This is a genomic window from Proteus sp. Marseille-Q3619 (genome assembly GCF_965283115.1).
Genome location: NZ_CBDIMP010000001.1, coordinates 2,673,046 through 2,691,894, shown reverse-complemented (window position 1 = coordinate 2,691,894; position 18,849 = coordinate 2,673,046). Strand labels below are relative to the sequence as shown.

At 37.4% G+C, this 18,849-nt stretch carries 18 protein-coding genes; 10 read left to right on the top strand and 8 right to left on the bottom strand.

Translation table 11 applies throughout. From position 1 onward, the window contains the following. Window positions 1-4: 4 nt before the first annotated feature. From ACWPWK_RS12415 to ACWPWK_RS12405, 3 genes are read left to right on the top strand one after another with little or no spacing between them, the layout of a single operon-like run. On the top strand, window positions 5-1,078 hold the full coding sequence (locus ACWPWK_RS12415; protein ID WP_109374311.1) for a hypothetical protein: 1,074 nt from the start codon (window positions 5-7) through the stop codon (window positions 1,076-1,078). 9 nt (window positions 1,079-1,087) lie between these two features. Continuing rightward, window positions 1,088-1,630: a LemA family protein gene (locus ACWPWK_RS12410; protein ID WP_109374310.1), complete on the top strand. Its 543-nt coding sequence runs from the start codon at window positions 1,088-1,090 to the stop codon at window positions 1,628-1,630. After that, window positions 1,627-2,040 (top strand): hypothetical protein, encoded by a 414-nt coding sequence (locus ACWPWK_RS12405; RefSeq protein ID WP_109374309.1) that lies wholly within the window; start codon window positions 1,627-1,629, stop codon window positions 2,038-2,040. The genes ACWPWK_RS12410 and ACWPWK_RS12405 overlap by 4 nt, the downstream gene beginning before the upstream one ends. A gap of 43 nt (window positions 2,041-2,083) precedes the next feature. Here ACWPWK_RS12405 and epmA read toward each other — a convergent pair whose 3' ends face one another. Then, window positions 2,084-3,061 (bottom strand): elongation factor P--(R)-beta-lysine ligase, encoded by a 978-nt coding sequence (epmA, locus tag ACWPWK_RS12400; protein WP_023583702.1) that lies wholly within the window; start codon window positions 3,059-3,061, stop codon window positions 2,084-2,086. A gap of 943 nt (window positions 3,062-4,004) precedes the next feature. Between epmA and frdA the strand changes: the two genes are divergently transcribed. The 4 genes from frdA to frdD are packed head-to-tail and all read left to right on the top strand — an operon-like array spanning window position 4,005 to window position 7,312. After that, the gene (gene frdA / locus ACWPWK_RS12395; protein WP_109374308.1) at window positions 4,005-5,801 is read left to right on the top strand and encodes a fumarate reductase (quinol) flavoprotein subunit; all 1,797 of its coding nucleotides are present in this window, start codon (window positions 4,005-4,007) and stop codon (window positions 5,799-5,801) included. Next, window positions 5,794-6,531 (top strand): succinate dehydrogenase/fumarate reductase iron-sulfur subunit, encoded by a 738-nt coding sequence (locus tag ACWPWK_RS12390; RefSeq protein ID WP_075672948.1) that lies wholly within the window; start codon window positions 5,794-5,796, stop codon window positions 6,529-6,531. Before frdA ends, ACWPWK_RS12390 begins: the two co-directional genes overlap by 8 nt. 14 nt (window positions 6,532-6,545) lie before the next feature. After that, on the top strand, window positions 6,546-6,938 hold the full coding sequence (gene frdC, locus ACWPWK_RS12385) for a fumarate reductase subunit FrdC (protein WP_088493866.1): 393 nt from the start codon (window positions 6,546-6,548) through the stop codon (window positions 6,936-6,938). 14 nt (window positions 6,939-6,952) lie between these two features. Continuing rightward, window positions 6,953-7,312 (top strand): fumarate reductase subunit FrdD, encoded by a 360-nt coding sequence (frdD, locus tag ACWPWK_RS12380; protein ID WP_006535438.1) that lies wholly within the window; start codon window positions 6,953-6,955, stop codon window positions 7,310-7,312. Between the two features lie 65 nt (window positions 7,313-7,377). Here the strand turns inward: frdD and sugE are convergent, their stop codons facing one another. From sugE to hydN, 4 genes are all read right to left on the bottom strand, one after another. Next, window positions 7,378-7,692, bottom strand: coding sequence for a quaternary ammonium compound efflux SMR transporter SugE (gene sugE / locus ACWPWK_RS12375; RefSeq protein ID WP_069368216.1), 315 nt, complete (start codon window positions 7,690-7,692; stop codon window positions 7,378-7,380). Between the two features lie 132 nt (window positions 7,693-7,824). Further along, window positions 7,825-8,115 (bottom strand): hydrogenase maturation factor HybG, encoded by a 291-nt coding sequence (gene hybG / locus ACWPWK_RS12370; protein ID WP_109374307.1) that lies wholly within the window; start codon window positions 8,113-8,115, stop codon window positions 7,825-7,827. A gap of 8 nt (window positions 8,116-8,123) precedes the next feature. Beyond that, on the bottom strand, window positions 8,124-8,465 hold the full coding sequence (gene hypA, locus ACWPWK_RS12365) for a hydrogenase maturation nickel metallochaperone HypA (protein WP_109374306.1): 342 nt from the start codon (window positions 8,463-8,465) through the stop codon (window positions 8,124-8,126). A 72-nt stretch (window positions 8,466-8,537) separates the two neighbouring features. Continuing rightward, window positions 8,538-9,095 (bottom strand): electron transport protein HydN, encoded by a 558-nt coding sequence (gene hydN / locus ACWPWK_RS12360; protein WP_109374305.1) that lies wholly within the window; start codon window positions 9,093-9,095, stop codon window positions 8,538-8,540. A 404-nt stretch (window positions 9,096-9,499) separates the two neighbouring features. Between hydN and ACWPWK_RS12355 the strand changes: the two genes are divergently transcribed. After that, window positions 9,500-11,113, top strand: coding sequence for a sigma 54-interacting transcriptional regulator (locus tag ACWPWK_RS12355; RefSeq protein ID WP_109374304.1), 1,614 nt, complete (start codon window positions 9,500-9,502; stop codon window positions 11,111-11,113). A gap of 171 nt (window positions 11,114-11,284) precedes the next feature. Then, window positions 11,285-12,172 carry a 2OG-Fe dioxygenase family protein gene (locus ACWPWK_RS12350; RefSeq protein WP_109374303.1) on the top strand — a complete coding sequence of 296 codons (888 nt, stop codon included), beginning with the start codon at window positions 11,285-11,287 and terminating at the stop codon, window positions 12,170-12,172. A 100-nt stretch (window positions 12,173-12,272) separates the two neighbouring features. Here ACWPWK_RS12350 and fdhF read toward each other — a convergent pair whose 3' ends face one another. Next, window positions 12,273-14,417 (bottom strand): formate dehydrogenase subunit alpha, encoded by a 2,145-nt coding sequence (gene fdhF / locus ACWPWK_RS12345; protein WP_109374302.1) that lies wholly within the window; start codon window positions 14,415-14,417, stop codon window positions 12,273-12,275. Window positions 14,418-14,947: 530 nt separating this feature from the next. Here fdhF and eptB point away from each other — a divergent pair. Beyond that, window positions 14,948-16,639, top strand: a complete 1,692-nt coding sequence (eptB, locus tag ACWPWK_RS12340; protein WP_109374301.1) for a kdo(2)-lipid A phosphoethanolamine 7''-transferase — start codon at window positions 14,948-14,950, stop codon at window positions 16,637-16,639. A 110-nt stretch (window positions 16,640-16,749) separates the two neighbouring features. On the opposite strand, the gene ACWPWK_RS12335 is transcribed toward eptB, so the two are convergent. Then, window positions 16,750-17,946, bottom strand: coding sequence for a lactate oxidase (locus tag ACWPWK_RS12335; protein WP_109374300.1), 1,197 nt, complete (start codon window positions 17,944-17,946; stop codon window positions 16,750-16,752). A gap of 121 nt (window positions 17,947-18,067) precedes the next feature. Beyond that, window positions 18,068-18,691 carry an isochorismate family cysteine hydrolase YcaC gene (gene ycaC, locus ACWPWK_RS12330; protein WP_023583682.1) on the bottom strand — a complete coding sequence of 208 codons (624 nt, stop codon included), beginning with the start codon at window positions 18,689-18,691 and terminating at the stop codon, window positions 18,068-18,070. Between the last annotated feature and the right edge of the window lie 158 nt (window positions 18,692-18,849).

Sequence of the window (18,849 nt, the reverse complement as noted above, 5' to 3'; positions counted from 1 at the left end):
TGCAGTGTTAATTTATTTTTTTATCGGCTGTGCTGTGGGTGTATTAATCTATTTTTTACGCAGCAAACGTCCTCAAAAAAAGAAGAACAGCTTGAGTATTGTTCCCTTTTTAGGGATTGCTTTTGCTGCTGGAAATTATCTGTTTTTTTCGAGAGAAACGGACGTTTATCCTAGTGGCGAAGACTCTGTTGTTAATCTTATCTCCGGAATTGCATTCGCTGTTATTTTGCTATTTGCATATGGTATTTCAACCCATATTGCGAATATTGGAGAGAAAGCGATAAAGAATTACCATCAATTACAAAATGAAGGAACCTCTAAATTTTCAGCACTTATCAACACTGTATTTGTTAGCCTTTTATTGCTGAGTTTAAGCTTCAGCTTATTTATCGACCAAAGATTGTTCTTTTTAAGTTTCGTTTTAATGTTCGTTTACCAAATCGTCAGAAGAACACCTGAAAAACGTTTTTTACGTTTTCAAAAAATTCTAGCGACATCTAAAATTCGCTCTTTAGCCATTGGGCTTGTTGAAATTGAAGGCAAGATAACTGAGGGGAAAATCTTAAATAGTCGATTAGGTAAAAAAGAGTGTTATGGCTATTTCTATTATGAATACGACATATCCACAGACAAAGAAGGTAAAAAAAGCTATCAGCAAACGCTTTGCGAAAAAGAAATCAATAATTTCATGATGACAGATGATACTGGATCAATTCAAGTTCTTGCGGCTGATACTCCTTTTATACACTTTGGTATCAAACCTCATCAAGATTTTGAATCCAACAGTAAACGTTTTAAAGAGTACATTTTAGACAAAAATACAACATATTTATTAATTGGTGATGCAGAGTCCGTCAATGGCGAAGTGGTTATCACACGTAAAGCACCTCATTACCTACTGGGTTTATCGCCACAAGATTATATTGTTAGTTGGAACAAAGCGCGTCCTTTACGTCGTAACGCGACTATCATCGTTATCCTTGCTCTTTTTGTTATCTTTTCCATTTTAGTAATACCGATGGAATATCAAGACGGCATCTTAACGCTTTATTTTAATAACACCTCTTCACCTTGGTAATTAATTATTATGGAATGGCTTATTTTCATTATTTTTATTCTCACCTTAGTGTATTTTTTAATACGCCAATTAGTGATGATTTATAACAACATGGTGATGCTAAAAAATAATTGCTATAAAGCCTTTGCAAACATTGATGTTTTATTAAAAAAACAAGCCGACTTGATCCCCATGCTGATAGTGATTACACAAAAAGCAATGGTTCATGAGAAAGCCTTATTTGAAAAATTGGCTGAAAATAGAGATCACTATTTACATGCAGATGTATTAGATGAAAAAGTTAATTTAGCTAATCAGTTATTACCACAAATAAAAAAATCACTCATTATTGCTGAAAAATATCCTGAACTTATCAGTGGGAAAAATTTGCACCTATTACAAATACAAGCGAAAGAATTAGAAGAATGCATAGCTGACAGGCGAGAATTCTTCAATCAATCGGTGACTCTCTATAATACTGAAATACGTATTTTTCCTAATATAGTGTTTACGTTTATTTTTAAATTTAAAGATATCCCTCTTTTTTGCCCTAGTAGGGAGGCAATATCATGATAGAAATTCCCTTTTCTTTTTTTGGTATAACGGATTGGTTTCTCAGCTTTAATGAACCTATCTCGATTATTATGTTTGCCACATTTGGCGTACTGTTCTCTATGGCAATTATTTTGCCATTAATCAGTATCACGCCTTTAAAAAAATATATGTCGCAGATTGCAGGAGGGTTATTTAGCTCGATATTTGTCAGCTTAATGGTCTTAATTAGCTTTAATTTAATGCTGGGTGTTAATTCTGCATTAAAGCTACTGTTAATTTGGTGGGTTATTTTATTTTCATGTATTACGTTTTGGTTTATTAATTATCGCTATATAAAAGACGTAACAGGAAATAAGTTTGCGAAGTTTCAAGAAAAAGCCCTTGAAGCAGAAGAAAAACGCAGAAAAAGCCGAAAATCCAAAAAATAAAAGAGAGCCTAAGCTCTCTTTTTTAGCATTATCGATATCGCATTTATGCCCTGTAAACAGGGAATGCAATAACATCACTAAGGCGTTCAACACCCAGTGCTAGCATAATAAGGCGATCAACACCTAAAGCTACACCCGAACATTCAGGTAGTCCCGCTTCAAGAGCAGCTAAAAAGCGCTCATCAATAGGTTGCTCTGGTAATCCCATTGCCACTCGCTGACGATTATCACGTTCAAAGCGATGACGTTGCTCTTGTGCATCCGTCAACTCACGGAATCCGTTCGCTAACTCAACACCTTTAAAATAGACTTCAAAACGCTCTGCTACACGATGATCTTCAGAGCTGATTTCAGCCAATGACGCTTGTGACGCAGGGAAATGATAGATAAAGGTTGGCTTTTCTAAACCGATATGAGGTTCAACTCCAGAAACAAATAGCAACTGAAGTAGCGTATCTTTATCTTCTTCAGTATCTGCAATATTTGATAAATCCAGTTTTGCAGCCACTTCACGCAATTTTTCTTTATCAACAGATAAAGGGTCAATATCGAGATAACGCAAAAATGCTTGCTGATAAGAGAGTGACTCTGACGCTTCACAATCTAACACTTCTTGCAGTAGATCATCGACTTCATTCATCAACCGGTACATATCAAAACAAGGGCGATACCACTCAAGCATCGTAAATTCCGGATTATGATATCTACCGGCTTCCTCATTACGGAAGCAACGCCCCATTTGATAAATCGGCCCACTGTTTGCAGCTAATAAACGCTTCATGTGGTATTCAGGGCTTGTCATCAAATAAAGTTTTAGCCCTTGAGAAGCACCAGGCCCCACAAATTGGGTTTCAAATGGGTAAAGATGAACATCGGTAACGGTAGCCTGACTCATCATCGGTGTTTCAACTTCTAATACACCACGATCAGTGAAAAAACGCCTAATATTACTGACTATTTTCGCCTTTTTTAATAAGTTGGCGATTGAGGCGCTTGGCTGCCAATCCGCGATTTCACTCATGAACGAAAAACTCCAACAGAAAACAAAGCGTGCAGTTTACTCGCATCCTCTTCAACAGACAAATTTCTCCTAATAAAGAGAGGTTTCATTTTATATTTTTTCACTGATTTTTCTTTTATTAAGTAAAAACACATAAGATAAATAAATATAATTCTACAAAACATCTACTTTTTGGCACTTTTTATCGTTTAAATAAACACCAGTTTAGAGTAAGAAACTCAGTGCTTTTTCGCTATTTTTATAAAAAGAGTTAATTAGAATAATTCTTTTTCTCAATTACAAATAACAATAAACTAACATTATGCTTATATTTAAATAGCCAAACTCATCTTAACTTCAAAGTTAACTTTCTATTTAAATCTACGTATTTTGATGAGTATTAAAAACCTTTAGAAATATTATTAATATTTTATTAACAATTAACAAGACAAACCGATTTGTTTTAGATAAATAGTAAAAAATTTATTTTAGTTTTTAAAATGGACTTTTATTAATTTAAATTAGACTTAAGAAAGATAAAAACATTTACCCTTTAAAATCAACATTTAATGAAAAATCATTGTCATTTTCAATTAAAGTTATCTATACTTTCAAAATAGGTTATTCATTACTATTTATAAATTTTCAATTTAGAAAAATATATTCTATTTAATCTTCAAGTTTCTCTGGTGGCTTATTAGTTAAACCCAGAATTCTTGGCATAGATCACACTTTTTTTGCGAAATACGGGAAAACCATCATTCATATCAAATTTCGGTGTCCTACATTTCGTTATACTAAAATTACAGTCAATGATAATAAAGATGTTATCAAGCGCAGTCACAAGGTAGTGAAACAATTTCGTTACGGATAGCGTAAAAAAATAGCATTACAAATTAATAATGTCAGTGAATTGAATTCTAGACAATTATTCCAATTTTCACTTGAACAATGGAGAAGCGCAGTGCAAACCTTTAATGCCGATATAGCGATAATCGGAGCCGGGGGCGCAGGCTTACGAGCAGCAATAGCTGCAGCGGAAGCTAATCCTCAACTGAAAATTGCTCTGATCTCAAAAGTTTACCCAATGCGTAGCCACACCGTGGCAGCAGAAGGCGGATCAGCAGCAGTGACTCAGGCTCACGACTCCTATGATTTCCACTTCAATGATACCGTTTCAGGCGGTGACTGGTTGTGTGAACAGGATGTCGTCGATTACTTCGTTGAGCATTGTCCAACAGAGATGACTCAACTAGAACTCTGGGGCTGTCCTTGGAGCCGGAAAGAAGACGGGTCAGTCAACGTCCGACGTTTTGGTGGGATGAAGATCGAACGGACCTGGTTCGCAGCCGATAAAACCGGCTTCCATATGCTACATACCCTGTTCCAAACATCCTTAAAATACCCACAAATTCAACGTTTCGACGAACACTTTGTTCTCGATATTCTTGTTGATGAAGGTCACGCTCGTGGTCTTGTTGCTATTAATATGATGGAAGGTACGAAAGTTCAAATTCGTGCTAACGCAGTCATTATGGCAACCGGTGGTGCGGGACGTGTTTATCGTTTCAATACCAATGGCGGTATTGTTACTGGTGATGGTATGGGTATCGCTTTACGTCATGGCGTTCCACTGCGTGATATGGAATTTGTTCAATATCACCCAACTGGTCTACCAGGTTCAGGTATTCTGATGACCGAAGGTTGTCGTGGTGAAGGTGGTATTCTGGTCAATAAAGATGGCTATCGTTATCTGCAAGATTACGGTCTAGGACCAGAAACACCATTAGGTAAACCAGAAAATAAATACATGGAATTAGGTCCTCGCGATAAAGTTTCTCAAGCTTTCTGGCATGAGTGGCGCGCAGGCCGTACCATCAAAACTCACCGTGGTGACGTTGTTTATCTTGACTTACGTCATCTGGGTGCGAAAAAACTTCATGAACGTCTGCCATTTATTTGTGAACTGGCAAAAGCGTATGTGGGTGTTGACCCAGTTAATGAACCAATCCCTGTTCGTCCTACTGCTCACTACACTATGGGTGGTATCGAAACTAACCAACAAACTGAGACTCGTATTAAAGGTCTGTTTGCGGTGGGTGAATGTTCATCTGTTGGCTTACACGGCGCTAACCGTTTAGGTTCTAACTCACTGGCAGAGCTGGTTGTATTCGGTCGTCTTGCTGGTGAAGAAGCGGTTCGTTGTGCACAAGAAGCAGCACCAGCTAACGCATCAGCATTAGATGCTCGTACTCGTGATATCGAAGATGGCCTGAAAAATCTGATGAACCAAAAAGGTTCTGAAAGCTGGTCACAAATTCGCGACGAAATGGGTGAATCAATGGAAGAAGGTTGCGGTATCTATCGTACACCTGAATTAATGCAAAAAACCATTGATAAACTGGCTGAATTAAAAGAACGTTTCAAACGCGTTGAAATTAAAGACACGAGTAGCGTCTTTAATACAGATTTACTGTACAAAATTGAGCTTGGCTTTGGTTTAGATGTCGCTGAATGTATGGCTCATTCCGCAATCAATCGTAAAGAGTCTCGTGGTGCACACCAACGTCTTGACGAAGGTTGTACTGAGCGTGATGACGTGAACTTCCTGAAACATACTCTGGCGTTCTATAACCCAGAAGGTGCCCCTCGTTTAGAATATAGCGATGTGAAGATCACGAAATCTGCTCCTGCTAAACGTGTCTATGGTGGTGAAGCGACTGCACAAGACAAGCAGAATAAGGAGAAAGCGAATGGCTGATGACATGAAGCACATTAAAATGGAAGTCATGCGCTATAACCCAGAAACAGACGAAGCGCCTCATTTCGTCACTTATGATGTTCCTTATGATGAGCAAACCTCATTACTGGACGCATTGGGTTATATTAAAGACAATTTAGCGCCTGATCTTTCTTATCGTTGGTCTTGCCGTATGGCGATTTGTGGCTCTTGCGGCATGATGGTCAACAAAGTGCCTAAATTGGCTTGTAAAACGTTTATTCGTGAATATCCAGACGGTGTAAGAGTTGAAGCGTTAGGTAACTTCCCAGTTGAGCGTGACCTTGTTGTCGATATGACTCACTTTATTGAAAGCTTAGAAGCGATTAAACCTTATATCATCGGTAATGATCGTAAGCCTTCAGAAGGGACGAATAAACAGACTCCTGCTCAAATGGCGAAATACCACCAATTCTCTGGTTGTATCAACTGTGGTCTTTGCTATGCAGCATGCCCGCAGTTTGGTCTAAACCCAGAGTTTATTGGCCCAGCAGCGATTACATTAGCTCAACGTTACAACACAGATAGTCGCGACCATGGGGCAAAAGAGCGTATGCCTCAGTTAAATGGTGAGAACGGTGTCTGGTCTTGTACCTTTGTTGGCTACTGTTCTGAAGTCTGTCCAAAACATGTGGATCCTGCTGCCGCTATTCAGCAAGGTAAAGCAGCCAGTGCGCAAGACTTTGTCATTGCGATGCTGAAACCACGTTAAGGAGGAAACAAGACATGACAACAAAACGTAAGCCTTATGTTCGTGGCATGCAACCAAACTGGTGGACGAAACTTGGATTCTATCGTTTCTATATCACCCGTGAAGGGACTTGTCTTCCACAACTTTGGTTCAGTCTGGTTGTACTGTTTGGTGTATTCGCACTGAAAAATGGACCAGAAAGTTGGGCAGGTTTCGTTGGATTCCTGAGCAACCCAATTGTAATGCTAATTAACATTGTGACCCTAATTGCAACGGTCTTCCACTCTGCAACTTGGTTCAAACTTGCACCAAAAGCAGTGGTTATCGTTGTTAAAGATGAAAAAATGCCACAAGAACCCATCGTTCGTGGTTTCTGGGGTGTCACTATCGTTGTTACTGCCGCTATTCTGGCAGTGGCGTTAATTTAACCCAGGAGGAAATAATGAATCAGAATCAACTTCCTAAGCGCTCTGATGAACCTATTTTCTGGGGATTATTTGGTGCAGGTGGTATGTGGAGTGCGATTGTTTCTCCAGCAATCATCATCCTGCTCGGTATCCTAATCCCTATGGGTATTGCGCCAGAAGCATTTACTTATGAACGTATTATGGCATTTAGCCAAAGCATCATTGGCCGTCTGTTCTTACTGCTAATGATTATTCTGCCAGTTTGGTGTGCATTACACCGTATTCACCATACTCTGCACGATTTTAAAGTGCATGTACCTGCAAGCAAATGGGTATTTTATGGTGGTGCAGCAATTATCAGCGTTATCGCTATCATTGGTGTATTTACACTGTAATTGATTAATACGTAAAGATTAAAAGCCACTCAATTGAGTGGCTTTTTTATACCTGATATTCAGGTTTAACTCGCCAATTTCAGACCAATAATGCCGAAAATAATCATCGCTAAACTCAATAAACGATAAATATTGGCAGACTCACCAAAGACTAAAATACCAAAGATTGCGGTGCCTACTGCGCCAATACCCGTCCAAATTGCATAGGCGGTGCCTGCGGGTAAGCCTTTCATGGCATAAGATAACATGCCCATGCTCACAACCATGGCGCTAATGGTAATTATACTAGGTGTTAAGCGCGTAAAACCGTGTGTGTATTTAAGACCGACAGCCCAAACGATTTCTAATAAACCCGCGATAAAAAGAATGATCCAAGACATAAACTACCCCTATTTGATAAATTGGGGTCGTCCCCTGAATACAAAGACAAAAAGCTGGGTCGTCCCAGCTTTCGAAAGATGAAGTTCAAGTATAAAAAAAAGAAATTAATCATGCAATAGTATAAAATTAACTCAATTTTTTTGAGGTGCGCCCTCTTCACCATAAAGAAAAGCAGAGACATCGTCTTCAACTTCTCCCATTGCCATCAGAGCATCCAGCGTCTCTTTTGCTTCTTCTTCATTGACAATACTCATGGCGAAACCAACGTGTACCAGTACCCACTTACCGATCATCGTATGAGGCTCCCCCTCACAGACTAACGCAATATTCACTTCTCGCTTAACGCCACAAACATCGACCATTGCATTTTCAGTGATTGTTTTTCCAACTTCAACAACCTGACCTGGAATACCAAGACACATAACAACCTCTATTCGATCTCTATTTGCTTTATTCGCATTGCATCATCATTTTCAACACGCAAATTTTGGCTACCACAAGACGGACAACCTGCATTAAAGGTTGAAACAGTGACAACTTGATGACAATCCCAACACCATGCTTTCGCGGGGATAACCTCAATATGTAATTCACAACCTTGGGCAAGGGTGTCTCTGCAAACAATATCAAAGCAAAACTCAAGTGCAGTGACTTCAACACAAGATAATGCGCCCAATTCCATCCATACACTTTTTACTTTTTTTGCATTATTTAATTTAGCTTGAGAATCTATTATCTCAAATGCGCTCTGGCAAAGCGTAATTTCATGCATGTCGATACCTTATTGCAGCAGGATAAATAATAGCAACTATAGTATCAGTACATAGTTGCTTTATTATTGATCTTAGAACAACAATTCAGCACCGGTTTCAAAAGCTGCTCTACGACGACGCTCTTTAACCATCTCTTCAAGTGCATCTCTATCAATACACACTAAAGCATGAGTTGGGCAGACTTCAATACATGCGGGACCCGCTTCACGATGGTGGCATAAGTCGCATTTGTTGGCTTCCGCTTTAAATGCCTCAATCGCATTGAGCGCGGTTGATTTGCGCATAACTGGACGAGAAACCACTTCCATCGTGCCATAAGGGCAAGCCAGTACACAGGTTTTACAACCTATACATTTTTCCTGATCAACATAATAATAATCTTTGTTATGAATGATAGCGCCATTCGGACACACATTAGCACAAGGGGCATCTTCACATTGATGACAAACAACTGCCGTACTGATTGAAAATCCTTTGACCACATGAATTCGGGGTTGGAAATTCTGCTCACTAATTTGCTCAATGGCTAAATTATCTTGGTCTTCTTGCTGATGTGACACGACACAAGCCACTTCACAAGTATGGCAACCAATACATTTTTTAGGGTCTGCAATGATGAAACGGTTCATCATATTCTCCTGATCTTTGTTATATATAGCCGTTATATATGGCGATAAATGCAACGAGTTATTCTAATTAAGAGTAATAATTAGAGTATCAATAGAATGAATCTAGCACGGTTCATGCCAATATATTTTTGATATAACTATTCCTTATTTTTCAATTAAATAATTTTCAAATAAAAATGATTATTAATTAATAAATAAGTCACTTCGTCAAATTATTCGACAATTTTGACGATAAAACAAATCGATATATATTTGATTATATAGTGATTTGATAAATTTATATTCTTAAGTTTCATTACATATACAAAAATAGCGGGTTGGATCAAAAATGATTCAGTCATTGATATAAATTTATTATAAACCTACTACAATATAGCTAATTTTTTAGGGCAATCGGTGGTGTCATGAAATTAAGCAGTAACAATGCTGAAACTATGGAGAGCCTTCGTAATGAGCGCAACCAATATCGAATATTGGTTGATATCACAAATTCTGTATTAGCTCATCTAGACATGGATGGTCTTATTTCTGAAGTCTCTAAAGAAATACATCGTTTTTTTGGACTGAATCATATTAGTCTTATGTTATGCCGTACCTCATCACAAAATAGTGGTGAAGGTATTCTTTATTCTAGTCGTTATCAGGCTGGGAAATCAGTCATTCGCCAACAACGTAAGTTTAGTAGCGCGAATAACAAAGCAGAAGAAATTATTAATCAGAATAAACCTGTCTTAATTGATATTAATAAAGAAGATCAAGAAGATGTTTTGATTAAGCGTCTAGTTAAGCAAAATATGCAGACGGCTTTGTTATTGCCACTGGCTTTTAATCATAAACCGCTAGGCTTATTAATTTTAGCGCACGAAGTAGGAAGTGTTTTTACTAACGATACTTGCCAATTGCTACAACAAATTGCAGCTCGTATTGGTATCGCCATTGAAAATGCAGCGGCTTATGAAGAAATAACACATTTAAAAGACAGTTTAAAGAATGAGAATATTTGGCTTAATGAGCAAATAGATAACAATGCATGCTTCAGTGAGATTATTTATCAAAGTGACGCTATGCATAATGTGCTAGAACAAATTGAATTAGTGGCACAAAGTGATAGTACTGTACTTATATTAGGTGAAACAGGTACGGGTAAAGAATTAATTGCGCGCGCTATTCATCGTCTAAGTCTGCGAAAAAATAAGTCGATGATAAAAATGAACTGTGCCGCAGTACCTTCTGGCCTTTTAGAAAGTGATCTCTTTGGTCATGATAAAGGCGCATTTACAGGCGCAACCAATACACATATTGGCCGATTTGAGATGGCAGATAAAAGCACGCTATTTCTTGATGAAATTGGTGATATGCCAATTGACTTACAACCCAAATTGCTTCGCGTTCTTCAAGAGCGAGAAATAGAAAGGTTGGGTGGTAATAAAGTGATCCCAGTTGATGTTAGGCTAATTGCAGCGACCAATAAAGATCTGCATGAATTAACAGATGAAGGTGAATTTAGAGAAGATCTTTATTATCGTCTTAATGTTTTTCCTATTATTATTCCACCACTAAGAGAGCGACCTGAAGATATTCCGCTTTTAGCTAAACATTTTACGCAAAAAATTGCGCGTAGAATGGATAGAAAAATAGATTGTATTCCTGCCAACGCATTGGAGCAGTTAACACTTTATCCATGGCCGGGTAATGTTCGTGAACTTGAAAATATTATTGAGCGTGCCGTTATTTTAACGCGAGGATCAACATTAAACCTTCAGTTAAAAGAGCTTCATATTAACAAGCCCTCTCGTTTAAAGCAGGTACTGACTCAACCTTCATCCATTGAAAAGCGCATGCAGACGAATGCGCCAGAAAGCGATGATGAAGAGCGAGAAAGGATAATTCAAGCATTAAGAGAAACCAATGGTGTAGTTGCTGGCGCTAGAGGCGCTGCTTTAAAACTAGGATTAAAAAGAACAACGTTATTATCGCGGATGCAACGTCTCGGTATTTCAATTCCAGAAATACTTTAACCCTAAAATAGTTTCTTACTTATCTAAAAGAGTGTAATTATTTTATTACACTCTTTTTTTTGTACATTTGAAACTTATTAATCTCTATCTATAATCTAAATGATTATATTTTATTAATTACTCACTTTATTAACTATTAATAATATAAACCATCAATGGAGCATATTATATATGAATAGCCTGCTTATAAATAGAATTAGTGAAATAAAAAAAGAATACAAGAATAATAAATATGTCTTTATTCCCCAAAGTATTGTCATTGATTTAATAAAACAATTAGGTGCTGAAGAAAAAGATATTAATGCACTCATGGAATATGGTGACTATTTAGCACAAGATCCGACCCTTTCATTTCGTCATTCTCGAACAGGACGCTACCTTTTTGATAATGATATAGAAACGATCTCCAGACTAGAATATCAACCTTTTGTTCTCACTGAGGAAGATGGATTTATTCGTGAAGACAGTGGCACACAAAGGCATTTTAGAGCACTTGATGATCGCTGGCAGAGCAATACGGCTTATCAAGCGTTATTAAAATTAAAAATGCTACTAATTCAAGGTAATAAATTTACATCTCGTCACTTAACCGATCAAAATTCGCCTAAATCAATATCAACTGTTTTTCATTTAAGATTAATTGCCCAACCAGATTCTTTAAGTGAACTTTCCATTGAAGGGGTTCATAAAGATGGCGTTGATCACACCATGATTGTGATGATGAATAAGAATAACGTTAAGGATAATACTGGCGCTTTACGTGTTCATTCACCAAAAGAGGCGATAGGAACAGCTTGGCAAAAAATTGATCCTAAAAATGTACTTTATGAACACAATAATGCTCAATATCTTGATATTTTACTCATTGCAGATAATGAATTAAATCATAGCGGTACACCTATTTTTACGCATGATAATAAAAAACAGGCTTACCAAGACTTTATTGTTTTACTATCTCGCTATCCAACGGTTGATTCTCACCCATCACATAAATTTGATTCGATGGATCCGCATCCTGACTTACCTTTAACACTTTATTTAAATCAGTCAGTCGCTTAGTTGTGCACAAAATAATAATCTAATAAAAAACCGAGCTTACTGACGCTAAGGTCAATAAACTCGGTTCTAAGGCAGAAAGACAATATTAATCAGACGAAGATCAACCCTCGGCGGCTTCTCTTAAACGACGTTTAATATTGCTATATTCCGTTTTCACATAGTGTTCTGCCTGAGCCTGTTCCTTGATTGGCTCAACACATACTGCACAATATTTATACTCAGGTGTTTTGGTAATTGGGCTTAAATTCTCTGCAACCAGTTCGTTACAAGCACCAATCCACCATTGATAAGTCATATATACAGCACCTTTATTCGGTCTATCACTGACCGCAGCACGCGTAATGACTTTACCTTGACGAGAGCGTATCCAAACTAACTCTTGATCTTTGATACCCAACTGTTTGGCATCTTCTGTGTTTAATTGAACATAACCCGGTTCATCAGCCAACGCCGCCAATGCTTTACAGTTACCTGTCATTGAACGGCAAGAGTAGTGTCCAACTTCACGGACGGTTGCCAATACCATTGGAAACTCATCAGAGAGTTTGTCAATTGGTGGAGCCCACTCACAAGTAAAGAATTGACCTTTACCGTTAGGAGTATCAAATTTACCACCATCGTACAGATATTGTGTACCTGGGCTATCTTCTGTTGGGCAAGGCCATTGGATATAAGCCAAGTCCGCCATTTTTTCGTAAGTCGCACCATAATAAATTGGGCATAGCTCACGCAACTCATCCCAAATTTCTTTGGTATTGTTGTAATGCATTGGATAACCCATTGCTGTTGCCATCAGACTGATAATTTGCCAGTCTGTTTTCACATCGCCAACAGGTTCAACAGCTTTATAGAAGCGTTGGAAACCACGGTCTGCCGCAGTATAAACACCTTCATGCTCACCCCATGATGTTGCAGGGAAAATAACGTCAGCAATAGACGCCGTTTTGGTCATAAAGATATCTTGCACTATCAGTAGATCCAGTTTTTCAAACGTTCTACGGATTGTTGCTAAATCAGGCTCAGTTTGCAGTGGATCTTCACCCATTACATAGTGAGCTTTTAATAAGCCGTGATCGATATTATGAGGAACTTCACTTAACGCATAGCCCACTTCTTCAGGCATTGACTCAATGCCCCAGAATTTAGCAAATTTCTCACGCGCTTTTTCGTCAGTAACGTATTGATAACCTGGTAGTGTGTTAGGCAAGGCTCCCATATCACACGCACCTTGTACGTTATTTTGACCACGAACTGGGCCAACCCCGACGTATTTTTTACCTAAATTACCCGTTAATAAAGCTAAACTAGTCAGTGAACGTACCGTTTCAACACCTTGGTAGAATTGAGTTACACCCATACCCCAAAGAATTGTTGCTGTTTCTGCTTTCGCGTACATACGTGCAGCTTCACGAATAATTTGAGCACTTAAACCTGTTGTTTCTTCAACAGATTCAGGTGTATAGCTTTCAACTAATTTACAATACTCTTCAAATTGCTCAGTGTGATTTTCGATAAAGGATTTATCATGCAATCCTTCTTCAATAATCACATGCGCAATCGCATTTAATAGCGCAATGTTAGAGCCATTTTTTAAGCCTAAGTGTAAATCGGCTAAACGTGCTGTTTCGATGTAACGAGGGTCACATACAATAATTTTGGCACCCTTTTCTTTCGCCTTAACAATACGGCGAGCAACAATAGGATGCGAGTCTGCGGCGTTATAGCCGAAGACAAATAGACATTTGGTATCCTCAATCTCAACGATTGAGTTGCTCATAGCACCATTACCGACCGAACGCTGCAGACCTGCAACCGAAGGGCCGTGTCAGACACGAGCACAGCAGTCTATATTATTATTTCCGATAACCGCACGAGCGAATTTCTGCATAACGAAGTTAGCTTCGTTACCCGGGCCTCGTGAAGAGCCAGTTGTCATAATAGATTTAGCACCGTATTTCTCTTTGATAGCAAGAAGCCTGCTACTTGCAAACTCAATCGCTTCATCCCAAGAAACCGATTCTAATTTTCCGCCTCTTTCACGGCGGATCATTGGTGTTTTAAGACGTGGAGTCAGTATCTTAGTATCATGGATAAAATCCCATCCATAATACCCTTTCAGACACAGCTCACCTTGGTTTGTTAAACCATTGGCTCCTTCAGCGCCAATAATTTTACCGTTTTCCACCTTCAGGTAGATTTTGCATCCTGAGGCGCAATACGGACAGACCGTGATGACTTTTTTCATCAACATTGCTCCTGTGTTCATCAACTTTCAGGTTATTACCTGATCTTCTCCTCTATCTATGCAGAGAGTGTGCCAAATAAGCACGCTTTTTCACTTTTCTACAACACAATGAAAAATAAAGAGAAATAAAATTCGTTGAATGAGTAAGAAAACAATGACAACTAAAGTAGTAGGAAGAGCTCGACACTAATGACGATATTTATGTCGATTTGTATTTCTATCAAAATTCGTTATACATTAACGCTTATAACGTAATAATACTTATTTATTTCATCTGCGAAATCAAAATAATAAATACGCTTTCTTATCTGCCTTTATCGGGATCTTGCCGTATATAATGATGACAACCTTCTAATATCTCTATCAATATTCCTATCTACTAGAACTATTTAAATTAATAATTTTGATATTAATACAATTCAAATAAAAAATTTTTAAACTTCAATAAAAAAAAGAACATAATACTGAACCTGAAAACAACTCCGCGGTCTTAAAGACCTCTACACCATATAAATTGATAATCACTGAACATGCAAAAATTAAAGTTTTTACGGTTTTCTAAAGAGAACATTGCCCTTTTTTTAGCTGTCTACCTTGGTTTCTTTCTTAATCTTTCCGTTTACATTGGCCGATACGGCACACAGAATACAAACAACCCCCTCATTGAGGCATTATATATTCTAGGTGAAATTGCCGTTAACATTGCCTTTACCTTCTTTCTATTACGACTACTCTCTTTTTTCGGCTCTCTATTCTTTAAAATAGTCGCCTCTTTTATTCTCGTCGTGAGTGTTTGTGCGAGTTACTATATTTCTTTTTATGATGTCGTCATTGGATACGGCATTATCATTTCAACACTAACCACGGATACGGATTTATCTAAAGAGCTGGTTAGCCCAAATGTGATTATTTGGATTATTGGCTTATCTATTTTGCCATTGGCTCTTATTTGGCTAGGTAAAAAACCAGAGAAAAATCTAACTACACAACAAAAGAAAAAAATCTGGATAAAAAATACCGTCAAAATGCTTGTGATTGCACTGGCTGTTTTTGCCTATTTGAAAACACTTGATTCAAAACAAAAAGCCTATGAAATAAAAAATAACTTGGATCTGCCAAGCTATAGTGGTGGCTTAAGTTATGCGTATTTACCTACAAATTGGATTATCCCATTATTTCAATATGCAATAACGCAGTATGACGATACGTTTAATAACCAAAATATTTTTAATCCTGCCGATCACTTCACTTATGAGCCTTCAAAGGCAAATGAAGATGTGTATGTTGTTTTTATTATTGGTGAAACAGCAAGATGGGATCATATGGGATTGTTCGGATATGAACGTCAAACAAACCCTCTATTAAGCCAAGAGAAAAATCTTGTTGCCTTTAAAGGTGTTTCTTGTGATACCGCAACCAAGCTCTCTTTAAAATGTATGTTCGTACGAGAAAACGGAACAGAAAGTAACGATCAGCGGACATTAAAAGAGAACAATATTTTTTCAGTATTAAGCCAATTAGGTATGTCATCAGAGTTGTTCTCCATGCAAAGTGAATTGTGGTTTTACAATAAACTTGATTTAAATAACTACGCAATGAAAGAGATGATGACTGCCAAAAATAGCAATTTTGGTAAAGAACTTGATGACACCTTATTAATTACTGAAACGGCAAATACGGTTGCCCAACATCCAAAGGGAAATCATTTAGTGATTTTACACACTAAAGGCTCTCACTTTATGTATTCACAACGTTACCCTGAATCATTCAAAAAATACCAACCTGAATGTTTAAATGTGGATGATGAGTGTACTAAAGAGCAGTTAGTGAATGCTTATGATAACTCTATTCTTTATACCGACTATTTTATTGATGGCATACTCGACACATTGCGCGATAAAAAAGCCATTGTGTTTTATACCTCCGATCACGGTGAATCTATTTCAGAAAAAGGTGGCTTACACGGCACACCAAAAGAAATTGCCCCACCAGAACAATTTAAAGTGCCATTCTTAGTTTGGATGTCAGATAGCTATTTAGCAGATCCTGAAAATAAAAAGCTATTTGATAACTTAAAGCGCAATCAAGATGCAGAGCGCACGTTCTATCATCACAATATTTTTGATTCAATGTTAGGTTGTCTAGGTTATTCATCGTCAGATGGTGGTATTAATAATCAAAATAACCTCTGTTTTAGTGATATACCATCAAACCAAGAATAAATTTTTAAACTAACAATATTCTTTTAAGTTGATAGAAAAAATAAATTGATAGAAAAAACCCACGTTCAATATTGAGCGTGGGTTTTATTACTTTTAACTTTATAAACTAATTATTGATTAAAACTTGCGTCGGTATAAAGTGGAGTGGCTTGAATATCTTTTACTGTTTTTGCGCCACCTAACATCATATTAATTTTTAATTCTTTATTTAAATGTTGGATAACTGAATTAACACCTTCAGCACCACCTAAATTTAATCCATAAAGAATTGGGCGACCAACAGCGACAACATCTGCACCACTGGCTAATGCTTTAAAGACATGTGAACCACGACGCACACCACTGTCAAACACGATAGGGACACGTTTATTTACCACTTTAGCAATTGCAGGTAACACATCAATCGTTGCTGGTGCGCTATCTAATTGACGACCGCCGTGATTAGAAACCCAAATCGCATCTGCACCCGCTTTAATTGCAGTATCTGCATCTTCAGGTGATTCGATACCTTTTACAATCACAGGTAAACCAGACATCTTTTTCACATACTGAATATCTGCGGGTGTAAATGCTTGTTTAGCTTGAGCATAAATTTCACTAATACCCGCACCTTTACCTGTTTTAGATTTATCATCACTGATTTTTGCAAACGCTTCTAAGTTGGCAAAACCTAATGGAAATTGGAAATTATTTTTCACATCATCTTCACGATAACCACCCACTGAAGAGTCGATAGTCATAATGATACCTTTAGCGCCATACTGTTTTGCTTGAGATAAAATATACTCATTAAAGGCATCATTTTTACTCATGTATAACTGAAAGAAGAATGGGTAACCGGGTTGAGCATCCGCCACTTCTTTAATGGTTTTATTACCATAAGTGCTTAATGAAAAAATAGAGCCGGCTTTCGCCATACCTTTTGCTGTGGCAACTTCGCCTTGTTGATGTGCAAGCCCTTGAGCTGCCATCGGTGCCTGAATAATAGGCGTATCTAATTTAATACCCAAAAATTCTGTTTTTAAATCTAAGTCAGAAAATTCGATGCCTTGTAATGAACGAGGCATAATATATTTTTTATCAAATGCACTTGTATTAGAGCGTAAGTTATTTTCATCTTCAGCACCACCGCGAATATAACCGAAGGCGCCTTTTTCCATATTTGCTTGAACTTGAGCTTCCATTGCTTTTAGGTTTACTATTTTAATTGGGCCTTCAGCAGTACTTGCTTTATATTCAGCAGCCTGTGCAACACCTACACTTAATGCCATAGCAATAGCGGTAGCTTTTAATATTTGACGTTTCATTTCTATTCCATTTTTAATTAAGGGCTTATATCTATAATTTAATAAATTTAAAACTCAATTAAATTATATTTTTCAAAAAATAATATAAGCCCTATTTTTAGGTAAAACTTAAATTAACCGCTTACTTTTTTGTTAAAGTATTATAGCTTGTCATAAGATTACGATAGTCTGGAATATGATTAGCAAACAGTGTGCCTAATCCTTCGACATCATTACGCCAGTCACGGTGTAATTCACAAGCTAAACCAAACCAGTTAATTAATTGCGCCCCTGCTTTTGACATTCTATCCCACGCAGAGTCACGAGAAATGGCATTGAAAGTGCCTGAAGCATCAGTGACAACAAAGACTTCAAAACCTTCCTCAAGTGCTGATAATGCAGGGAATGCAACACAAACTTCAGTCACAACACCCGCAATAATCAGTTGTTTTTTACCCGTTGCTTTAACGGCTTTGACGAAGTCTTCATTATCCCATGCATTGATTTGACCTGGGCGAGCGATATAAGGAGCATCTGGGAACATTTCAACGAGCTGAGGCATTAGAGGACCATTAGGACCATCTTCAAAAGAAGTCGTTAAAATGGTAGGTAAATTAAAGTATTTAGCAGCATTGGCTAATGCTAATACATTATTATTGAATTTATCAGGCTCGATATCTCTGACTAAAGAGAGTAATCCAGCTTGATGGTCTACCAACAGAACAGCGGCATTATTTTTATCAATACGATGATATTTAAAGCTCATAATAATCTCCGATAGCATAATAGAGGTAAGACTCAATTAAATCATAGCACCAAATTTACATGACAATATTCAGATTAATTTAAATTTGAGTTTATTTATAATAAACAACCAATTATAAATATTTAAATTTAATTAAATATCACGATACTTAATTAACT